The 10697-nt window shown below is 51.0% G+C and carries 9 protein-coding genes; 7 read left to right on the top strand and 2 right to left on the bottom strand.

Features of this window, described 5'->3' with window-relative positions; genetic code table 11:
- Positions 1–237: 237 nt before the first annotated feature.
- The gene (gene mnmA, locus AC50Y5_RS32380; RefSeq protein ID WP_494865678.1) at positions 238–1374 is read right to left on the bottom strand and encodes a tRNA 2-thiouridine(34) synthase MnmA; all 1137 of its coding nucleotides are present in this window, start codon (positions 1372–1374) and stop codon (positions 238–240) included.
- 218 nt (positions 1375–1592) lie between these two features.
- On the opposite strand from mnmA, the gene cymR reads away from it, so the two are divergent.
- The 5 genes from cymR (at position 1593) to AC50Y5_RS32355 (ending at position 4553) form a co-directional block, all read left to right on the top strand.
- Positions 1593–2012 (top strand): cysteine metabolism transcriptional regulator CymR, encoded by a 420-nt coding sequence (cymR, locus tag AC50Y5_RS32375; RefSeq protein WP_056040023.1) that lies wholly within the window; start codon positions 1593–1595, stop codon positions 2010–2012.
- 21 nt (positions 2013–2033) lie between these two features.
- Complete coding sequence (locus tag AC50Y5_RS32370) at positions 2034–3179, top strand: cysteine desulfurase family protein (RefSeq protein WP_056040025.1); 1146 nt, start codon at positions 2034–2036, stop codon at positions 3177–3179.
- 15 nt (positions 3180–3194) lie between these two features.
- Complete coding sequence (locus tag AC50Y5_RS32365) at positions 3195–3740, top strand: PRC-barrel domain-containing protein (RefSeq protein WP_056040027.1); 546 nt, start codon at positions 3195–3197, stop codon at positions 3738–3740.
- A gap of 3 nt (positions 3741–3743) precedes the next feature.
- Positions 3744–3941, top strand: a complete 198-nt coding sequence (locus AC50Y5_RS32360) for a YrzR-like zinc ribbon domain (RefSeq protein WP_046234401.1) — start codon at positions 3744–3746, stop codon at positions 3939–3941.
- A gap of 96 nt (positions 3942–4037) precedes the next feature.
- Entirely contained in the window at positions 4038–4553 is a 516-nt protein-coding gene (locus AC50Y5_RS32355; RefSeq protein ID WP_056040030.1) for a HEAT repeat domain-containing protein, read from the top strand.
- Between the two features lie 27 nt (positions 4554–4580).
- Here the strand turns inward: AC50Y5_RS32355 and AC50Y5_RS32350 are convergent, their stop codons facing one another.
- Entirely contained in the window at positions 4581–5939 is a 1359-nt protein-coding gene (locus AC50Y5_RS32350; RefSeq protein WP_099521232.1) for an Nramp family divalent metal transporter, read from the bottom strand.
- Between the two features lie 404 nt (positions 5940–6343).
- On the opposite strand from AC50Y5_RS32350, the gene AC50Y5_RS32345 reads away from it, so the two are divergent.
- Entirely contained in the window at positions 6344–7414 is a 1071-nt protein-coding gene (locus AC50Y5_RS32345) for an AI-2E family transporter (RefSeq protein ID WP_056040033.1), read from the top strand.
- Positions 7415–8013: 599 nt separating this feature from the next.
- On the top strand, positions 8014–10647 hold the full coding sequence (gene alaS / locus AC50Y5_RS32340) for an alanine--tRNA ligase (protein WP_099521230.1): 2634 nt from the start codon (positions 8014–8016) through the stop codon (positions 10645–10647).
- Positions 10648–10697: the final 50 nt, after the last annotated feature.

The following is a 10697-nucleotide window of genomic DNA, read 5'->3' as shown; positions in this document are numbered from 1 at the left end:
ATTTTTTAGACATCCGCTTCGACCACCGCTCGTTTTTTTATTTATTGTACACAAAAAAGACCCTACAAGATGACCTTTTTAAAGTGTCCATCTTATAGGGTACATTTTACTCCGGGCGATGCCCATCGGTGGAAAGGTTCCTTGCCGTAGCTTATTGTCTTAATCTGAGTTTATTGCGTCGTGCTAATGTTGTTAGGTCATATGCACCTAGCATCTAGCCATGCAAGCTGGAAATACTTAACGAGCGGCGAGGAATGCGGCTTCGTCGACTTCAATCTTCTCTACGATATCGATGGTTCCGCCTGCTAGGCAAACATCGCCATCATAGAGTACGACGGCTTGGCCAGGCGTAATTGCCTTTTGCGGCTGGTCAAACGCAATATGTGCCGTTCCGTCAGCGCCAGGTGTCACGGTAACGCCTTGGTCTGCTTGGCGATAGCGGAACTTGGCTGTGCAGCGAAAAGGACCTTCCGGCAGCTCTGGCGCAATCCAGTTCATGCCGCTGGCAATTAGCCCAGTCGAATACATGCTCGGATGCTGCTCGCCTTGCACCACATACAAAATGTTGCGCTCAAGGTCTTTGTCCGCAACAAACCATGGCTCGCCATTGCCGGAGCCGCCAATGCCAAGGCCTTGGCGCTGTCCAAGCGTATAATACATCAGGCCGTCATGCTTGCCTTTGACTTCACCGCTGCGAATGTCGACCATGTCGCCCCTCTGCGCTGGCAAATAGCCGCTCAGAAATTCCTTGAAGTTGCGCTCGCCGATGAAGCAGACGCCCGTGCTGTCTTTTTTCTTCGCGGTGTACAAGCCTGCCTCTTCAGCAAGCCGTCTTACCTCTGGCTTCGGGAGATGCCCAATCGGGAACATTGCCTTCGCGAGCTGCTTCTGGTTCAGCGCGCTGAGGAAATAAGTTTGGTCCTTGTTGCTGTCCACGCCGCGCAGCAGCTTCGTCTCGCCATCCGGCGTACGTTCTACGCGCGCGTAATGGCCTGTCGCCAAGTAGTCGGCGCCCAGCTCATTTGCTTTTTTGAGAAAATCGCCGAACTTGATTTCCCGGTTGCACATGACGTCGGGATTTGGCGTACGGCCGCGCTTGTATTCATCGAGAAAATAAGTGAATACTTTATCGAAATATTGCTTCTCAAAATTAACCGTATAATACGGAATGCCGATCTGGTCGCATACGCGGCGAACGTCTTCCGCGTCTTCCTCTGCTGTGCAGTGACCAAATTCATCGGTATCATCCCAGTTTTTCATGAAAATGCCGACAACATCATAACCTTCCTGCTTCAGCAGCAGTGCGGTTACAGAAGAGTCTACGCCACCGGACATGCCGACAACGACTCTAGTTTCTTGTTTGGATTTTTCCATTTGCTTACACCGCCTTGTATTCAAACTCTAAAACGAGTATCTCTCATTGTAGCATACATTTATCGCTGCACAAAAAACTTTTTTACGAAGAATGACAAGCTTTTCTCGCATGTTCCTTGCACTATATGCTAACATATAAGCTATATGGGAATACCATGATTTAAACTCGGTCATGGCTGCTTAAGGCAACACAACTAATGAAAACGAGGTGCCCTTTTATGAAAATATCAACCAAAGGCCGTTACGGCCTCACGATAATGATGGAGCTTGCAGGAAAATTTGGCGAAGGACCGATCTCTTTGAAAAGCATAGCGGAACGCAATAGCTTGTCCGAGCATTATTTGGAGCAGCTCGTTGCCCCGCTTCGCAACGCCGGACTTGTGAAAAGCATTCGCGGCGCCTATGGCGGCTACATTTTGTCCAAGGAGCCTGAGCATATTACAGCTGGAGATGTCATTCGCGTACTGGAAGGCCCGATTTCCCCAGTCGATTTCACCGAAGAGGATGACCCGGCGAAGCGTGATCTGTGGCTGCGTATTCGCGACAGCATCGCCTCCGTACTAGACTCGACTACGCTTAAGGACATGGTCAGCTTCCAGGATCCAGGCAAAGCAGACAGCTACATGTTCTACATTTAAATAGAAGGAGCTAGACAAGCTATGCACTATTTCGATCATGCCGCAACGACGCCAATGCATCCAGATGTCGCGCGCGCGATGCTGGAAGTGATGCAGGGTCCGGGAGGCAATGCATCGAGCATGCATGCCTTCGGACGCGCGGCGCGGCAGCATATTAACCGCTCTCGCGACCAGATCGCTGCCGCTATCTGCTGCAAGCCTGCTGAGCTAGTATTTACGTCCGGCGGCACGGAGAGCAACAATATGGCGATTAAAGGTGTTGTCCGCGCGCTGGCGCTGCAAGGCAAAAACCACATCATTACATCAGAAGCTGAGCATCATGCGGTGCTGCATCCCTGCGAAGCGCTTGAGCGCGAAGGCTTCGAGCTGACGCTGCTGCCCGTTGACGAGCATGGACAAGTATCGCTTGCTGATGTGGCTGCGGCTATAAAGCCAAATACGGCGCTTATTAGCATTATGCACGGCAATAATGAGGTAGGAAGTTTGCAGCCGATTGAAGACATCGGGCGCCTGGCACATGAGCGAGGCGTTATTTTTCATGTCGATGCTGTGCAAGCTTTGGGGACTTCCCATTATGAGCTGAATGAGCTGCCGGTCGATTTGATGAGCTTTTCCGCCCACAAAATCAATGGCCCGCAAGGGGTTGGCGCGTTATATATCGCTGCCGGCACCCCATTTGAGGCGACCTCGCAGGGCGGATCACAAGAGCGCAAGCGCCGTGCGGGTACTGAAAATGTCGCCGGCATTGCCGGTTTCGCTAAAGCTGTTGAAATTTGTGTGAACGAAGCGCAAAACAAGCAACATTTTCTAAACGAGCTTCGTATGGAATGGGTAGAGCTGCTTAGGAAAAATGTGGATATAAATATCGTCATCAATGGCGCGGCGGAGCAGATGCTTCCGCATATCGTCAACATCAGCTTTATCGGTGTCGATACCGAGACGATGCTGATGAATCTCGATATGGCAGGCATTGCAGCGGCAAGCGGATCGGCCTGCACATCAGGGGCGCTGGAGCGTTCCCACGTTTTGCGGGCGATGAAGCTGCCGGAGGAAAGGCTGGCTTCCGCCGTAAGATTCAGCTTCGGATTGGGGAATACTAAGGAGGAACTGGGTGCCGCAGCGCAAAAAGTTGCAACGATTGTGCAGCGCATCCGTAATAACGCCTAGGAGGCTTCCCCGGCCGTGATTAAACTACAGCAATTGATCGGTCTGCCCGTGCTGGTCATTCATTCCGGCAAGCGCGAAGGTACGATCAAGGATGCGATTTTTGACTCCCACTGGAACGTTACAGGTCTCGTGCTCGAAAGCAGCGGCTGGTTCGCTAATGTCGTCAAGACGGTGAGCTGGAATGCGGTGCTGACATGCGGCGTAGACGCGATTATTATTTCCGACGAAGCAGCTGTGCAGAAAACAAAGCTTGAGCAGCTGGGCAGAACGTTTTGCACCAGTAAAGTACAGCTCAAGGGTATGCCTATGGTGACCATACACGGCGTGATGCTTGGACAAGTATCGGACGTTTATTTTCATCCATTTATGGGTACACCAATAGTAGGCTTTGAGCTTACGGACGGTTTTATATCGGATCTGATGGAAGGGCGCAAGTGGCTCAGAGCTCCCGAGGATTCAGATGCCGTGCTGCTCGGGGAAGACGCGATTATCGTTCCTGCTGTCAGTGAAGCAGAATTGGAGCCTGTCGCAGCTTCCAATTCGGAGAATAGGGAGAAATGAAAGATGATGAGATGTCCCAACTGCAATTCGAAAGATATAGGAAAAATAGGTTCCCATCAATTTTATTGCTGGGGCTGCTTCATTGAACTGACCGTCAACGGAGAGAAGATGTCCGTGTACCAAGTGGAGGAAGACGGGACGCTTAGTTCACTTGATGATCTGTTTTTTGAAGATGAAATGCCACAAATCCATGCAACCTAGTGTTATGCATGGTTGCATACTGACATACAATTAGAAGGGAACAGTCATTTGACTGTTCTCTTTTTAATGAAATTGGAAGGGCGAGGAGGTGTTAAAGTGGCCGAAATAAATGAGGTGCAGGCACAAATAGCGAAGCTCGCAAGCGAAAATCCGCTAGATGCGCTTGCAGCGATTCAGGCGCTGAAAAACGAAGGCGGAAAAATCGTGCCCGAGCTGCTTGTGCAGCTGCGGGCTGCAAAAGATCCTGTGCGCACGATGCTGGTTATTGTGCTCGGCGAGCTGGGCCCGCTGTCTGGAGCTGCGGCTGAACAGGTTGCGGCGCTGCTTGATGAAGACAATGAGAAGCTGCGTATGGCCGCCGCATTGACCTTGGTTCGAATAGGGAGCGAAAGCGTTAAACCGCTCCAGCAGATCTGGACAGATAAGCAAAATCAAGAGAAGCCGAGCTTCTGGGCAGCATGGGCGTTGTCGATTATTAGTCCGGCTTTAGTGGATGACTCTGTTCTTGAAAGACTGGAGCAAGCACAAAAAAAGCCGGATACTCCGGTAGAGGCTTCCGCAGCAAAGGAAGCACTAGACTGGATATCGGCTAATCGCGTGGAGCCAGAATAAAGGAAGGCCGCTGGGTTGAGCCGCTTATTACCCTAGCTCATGCCCAGTGGCGAATAAATAAAGCACAAGGAACAGGTTTAGCGCTGTAATAACGCCGACGCATAGCCAGGCCAGCACTTTGACCCAAGGCTTGTTGGCGAACACGCCCATTTTGGTGCGGCTGCTTGTGAACAGCACGAGCGGAATAATGGCGAAGGGAAGCTGCAAGCTGAGAACGACCTGGCTCCACAGCAGCAGCTCTCCCGTTCCGCGCGTGCCGAACAGCCAAGTGACGATGAGGGCTGGAATGACAGCTAGCAAACGTGTCACAATACGGCGCAGCCAAGAGGGGATCGTAAATTTAATAAAACCCTCCATCACGATTTGCCCCGTTAAAGTTCCCGTAATCGTTGAGCTTTGGCCTGAAGCGAGCAAGGCAACGGCAAATAAGGTGCTGGCAATGCTGACGCCAAGCGTTGGGCTAAGCAGCTGATAGGCGCCTTCGATTTCTGTTACATTGAGGCCAGTTCCATAAAAGGCTGCGGCCCCTAAAATCAAAATGCTGGAATTAATCAGAAAAGCAATCGTAAGCGAAACGCCGGAATCCCATTGGGAATATTTAATCGCCTCCCGGCGCCCCGTTTCCGTCCGTTCATATTTTCTCGTCTGAATGATGGAGGAATGCAAATACAGATTATGCGGCATAACCGTTGCGCCAAGGATGCCAAGGGATACGAAAAGCATAGCTGGGCTGCTCACGATTTCAAACTTAGGTACATACCCGGAAAGCACCGCTGATATATCCGGCCGCGAAATAATGACCTCGAACACAAATACCCCGAATATCGTAGCCATCAGTACAATGATGAGCGATTCAATAAGCCTGAAGCCTTTCTTCTGCAAGAGCAGCAGCAAAAAAACATCTAGCGTCGTAATGAGAATACCGCCGATTAAGGGCAGGCCGAAGAGCAAATTCAGCGCGATGGCGGAGCCGATAACCTCGGCCAGATCGGTCGCGATAATGGCAAGCTCGGCGAGCAGCCATAGGATGACCGCGCCCTTGATGCCGACGGAGTCGCGGGTCGCTTGGGCAAGATCGCGGCCGGTCACGATGCCGAGCCTTGCCGACAGGTTTTGCAGCAAAATCGCAATTAAATTAGCGATAAGAATAACGGCAAGCAGCGTATAGCCGAACCGTGCGCCGCCCGCAATGGACGTTGCCCAGTTGCCGGGGTCAATATATCCGACGGCGACCAGCATGCCGGGGCCAGCGAAGGCGAGAAATTTGCGAAAGCCGCTTGCATTTTTCGGTATATGAATAGAGGAATTCACTTCTTCAAGGCTGACACTTCCACTCGCGCGGAGCCAGCCAGACTTTTTATCCAGTTGATCGGACTGTGTGCTCATAAAAACCCTTCTTTCGTTAACACTCAGATGTTGGAGCTGTCTCATTTGTTTGTGATATGAAACAATATTGCGCCTGGGAAACATTTTTGTCAATGGAAAAGTGCTCAGGCCTGTCCCTGCTCAAAGCCCAATATGTCAATGATAAGAAAATTTTGTATGATGAAAAAACGACCTCTATTTAGCTTGCTCCCCGCTTCCAAGTGAGATTCTACAATGACCATGGATGATTTTCCCCGCTTGTACATATACTGTAGCAGATTGGCCTAGGGCCTTTTTTGAAATATAAGAATTTATAAGCTTCACACTTATAAATGGACTTATATTTCTCGGACTGAAACGCGCAGCCGCCGTCAAAGGACGGCGACAGCCGTTTCACCTTGGTAAGCGAGCGGGGGTGAGGGAAAGTGGAACGGTTCACAAAAAGCCGTCTGTTTGTGTGGTTGGTCTATGTAATTCTAGGCTTGCTGGCGCTGTATTTGCTCATATTGGTCAAGCCGATGTTTATGAATATTTATTTTTTCCTCAAGGCGATACTTGCGCCATTTATCGTTGCCATGATTATTTCATACGTGCTGAACCCGGTAGTGACGATGCTGCATGAGCGTAAAGTTCCGCGAACGATGGCGGTGCTGCTCATCTATACGGTATTTTTCACAGCGCTGACCGTCTTGCTCGTCAATGTCATTCCAATGCTTGCGATGCAGGTGCAGGAGCTCAACGAGCGGGTGCCGGACCTGACGATTAAGGCGCAAAATCTGGTGACCGACATTAACAATACGTCGTTTTTGCCGGACAGCCTGCGCGATGGCATGAACCAGTCGCTGCTCCATATGGAGCGGAAGCTGTCGGAAACGCTGATCCATTTTATCAACAATATTGGGTCGGTGCTGAATACGGTGTTCATTGCCTTTATTGTGCCGTTTCTGGCGTTTTACATTTTGAAGGATTTTGAGGTGTTTGAGCGGACGATCATTACGTATGTGCCCAAATCGCATCGCCAAAACACCGTTCGGCTGATGAAGGATATTGACTCGGCGCTCGGCAGCTACATACGCGGGCAGTTTCTGGTCTGCCTGATCGTCGGCGTGCTCGCCTATATCGGCTACACGATCATCGGAATGGAATATGCGCTGCTGCTTGCCGGCATCGTCGCCATTACGAACATTATTCCCTACTTGGGCCCGTTTCTGGGGGCGATTCCGGCTATTCTGATGGCGTCGACCATATCGGTCAAAATGATGATTCTCGTCGCGGTAATCAATACGCTATGCCAAATTTTAGAGGGCAACATCATTTCTCCTCAGGTGGTGGGGAGGACGCTGCATATGCATCCGCTGGCGATTATTTTCGCCCTGCTGGTCGGAGGAGAGGTCGCGGGCGTTGCGGGGATGATTCTCGCCGTTCCGATTTTCGCAGCGCTTAAGGTCATCGTCCAGCATATGTTTGCTTATTATGTGCGGCGAAAGATTATTTGACAGCAGGCCTTGCTGCCGATATACTCATTTTTAGTACAACTCAAGCGTAAACGGCTTTCGCCGTCCTTTGGAGGCAGAGCTTCCGTTTCGCGATGAAATATAAGCCCATTTATAAAAGTGAAACTTATAAATTCTTATATTTAAAGCAAAAATGACTTCGTCGTCCTTCTGGGACGAGCGAAGAGCTTTGTCGGAGAAATATAAGCCTATGTATAAGTGCAAAACTTATAAATTCTTATATTTTAAATGGAAATCGTTGATGAAAAAGAAGTAAGCTATAGACCGCCAATCAGAGATGAAGCTTCTTCGCCGTTAATCGGCGTTGGCTGCAAGAGCTTTTATGGCGAAGGATGGCTGAAAGCTGCTTTCGGAGTGTGAATGAACTTCACCGGGAGGACCCGTTATCGTCCATACGAGGAGATTGCTGCTGCAAGGCTGTGCCGCTAGAAATAGGGCAAGGCTTATGCCGGCGATAACCAGGGTGGTACCGCGAGTTTTCGTCCCTGTCATAACTGACAGGGACTTTTTGATGTTTTAAAGCAGGTTTGGCCGCAAAATGCAGGGGCAAATTAATGAAACTTATTGGAGGCGTATCAACTATGAAGGCTAGTGAAATTCGGGCAAAATGGCTCGCTTTTTTTGAAAGCAAAGGACATACGATCGAGCCGAGCGCATCGCTCGTGCCGCACAACGATCCATCGCTGCTATGGATTAACGCAGGCATGGCGCCGCTGAAAGCTTATTTTGACGGACGGGTCATTCCGGAAAACCCGCGGATTACGAATTCGCAGAAATGCATTCGTACCAACGATATTGAAAATGTCGGCAAAACGCGCCGCCACCATACTTTTTTTGAAATGCTCGGCAATTTCTCCATCGGCGATTATTTCAAGGAAGAAGCGATTACGTGGGCATGGGAGTTTCTAACGGGCAAGGAGTGGATCGGCTTCGATCCAGAACGCCTGTCGGTTACGGTTTACCCAGAGGATGAGGAAGCATACGCGTTCTGGAACAAAAAAATCGGCCTGCCAGAGGAGCGCATCTACAAGCTGGATGAAAACTTCTGGGATATCGGCGAAGGCCCATGCGGACCATGTACGGAAATTTTCTATGACCGCGGCGACAAATACGGCGATTTGAACGATCCAGAATGCTGGCCGGGCGGCGAAAACGAGCGTTTCTTGGAAGTATGGAACCTTGTATTCTCGCAATTCAACCATAACAAAGACGGCAGCTATACGCCGCTGCCTAACAAAAACATCGATACAGGCGCAGGTTTGGAGCGTTTCGCTTCGATTTTGCAGGATGTTGATTCGAACTTTGATACCGACCTGTTCATGCCAATTATCGAGCGGACGTGTGAGCTTGCTGGCGTGAAATATCATGTGAACGATGAGCATGATGTGGCGCTGAAAGTTATCGCTGACCATATTCGTACGGTTGCTTTTGCCGTCGGCGACGGGGTTATGCCTTCTAATGAAGGACGCGGCTACATTATCCGCCGTTTGCTCCGCAGAGCGGTTCGTTACGGAAAAACGATCGGCATCGACCGTCCATTCCTGCATGAGCTGACCGCTACTGTCGGGGAAGTGATGGGCGTGTACTACGACGAGGTTGTATCCAAACGCGAATTTATTGAGAAGGTTATTCGTACAGAGGAAGAGCGTTTCCACGAGACGCTATCCGATGGTCTGGCTTTGCTCACGACGCTCGTTGATACGGCGCGCGCAGCAGGCGGCAAGGAAATCGGCGGCGAGGATGCATTCCGCCTGTATGATACGTATGGCTTCCCGTTTGACCTGACGGAGGATTTTGCAGCGGAAAATGGCTTGACCGTTGACCGTGCAGGCTTCGACGCAGCTATGGAAGCGCAGCGTGAACGCGCGCGGGCAGCTCGCCAGGACACGGGCGGCATGAAGATTCAAGGCGGCGCACTCGGCGAATTCACGGTTAAAAGCGAATTTGTTGGCTATAATGAATTGGTAATTGAATCGACGATTACGGCGATCGTGCAAGAGGACGCGCTGATTGACAGCGCAGGCGAAGGCAGCGAAGTGTTTGTGCTGCTGGACCGTACCCCGTTCTATGCGGAGAGCGGCGGACAAATTGGCGACCGCGGCATTATTTCGGGCCAAGGCTTCTCGCTGCAAGTGAAAGACGTGACGAAAGCGCCGCATGGCCAAAGCGTGCATCATGCGCTCGTAGTATCGGGAACCGTTAAGACGGGCGAGAAAGTGCAGGCGGCTGTAGCGAAAGCGGTTCGTGAGGACGTCATTAAAAACCACACGGCAACCCATTTGCTGCATAAAGCGCTCAAGGAAGTGTTGGGCACTCATGTCAACCAGGCGGGTTCCCTTGTGGAAGCGGAGCGTCTGCGCTTTGACTTCTCCCATTTTGGCAGCATTACCGATGAGGAGCTTGTTGAAATCGAGCGCCGTGTAAATGAACAAATTTGGAACAGCACCGATGTGACCATTACGAACAAGTCGCTTGCAGAAGCGAAGGAAATGGGCGCAATGGCCTTGTTTGGTGAAAAATACGGCGATGTCGTCCGCGTCGTGCAAGTCGGCGACTACAGCCTTGAGCTTTGCGGCGGCTGTCACGTAGCCAGCACTTCGCAAATCGGCGTGTTCAAGCTGATCAGCGAAAGCGGCATTGGTTCCGGCGTGCGCCGGATTGAAGCTGTTACAGGCCGTCACGCTTACAGCTATACGGAAAGCCAGCTTGATTTGCTGGGGCAAGCAGCAGCATTGCTGAAATCGAGCAATGGGGATGTGCCTAAGCGTATCGAAGCGCTGCATGCGCAGGTGAAGGAGCTTGGCCGCGAGAACGAATCGCTGCAAGCTAAGCTGAGCCGGATCGAAGCAGGCTCGCTGGAGCAGCAAGCGAAGCAGATTGGCGAAATTACTGTGCTTAGCGCTCAAGTAAATGCGCCATCAATGGACGCGCTGCGCGGCATTTCTGATGAGCTGAAGCTGAAGCTGCCTTCCGCTGTCATTATTCTTGGCGCTGTTCAAGAGGATAAAGTCAGCCTCGTAGCGTCGGTATCGGCTGATTTGGTGAAGAAGGGTCTTCACGCTGGCAAAATTATTAAAGAAGCAGCAGCAGTGTGCGGCGGCAGCGGCGGTGGCCGTCCTGATATGGCGCAGGCTGGCGGCAAGGACGCTTCCAAATTGGAAGAAGCACTGAAACTTGCGGAAGAACTGGTTCTCGCCCAAGCAAATGTGATATGATAGGAATGTGTATCGATAGTAATCTCATTGAAATGTAGTTGGAAAGCGAG

This window comes from Paenibacillus sp. JT22N7 (assembly GCF_059383875.1).
The sequence above is the reverse complement of the archived record's forward strand: the minus strand, read 5'-3'. Positions and strand labels throughout refer to the sequence as shown.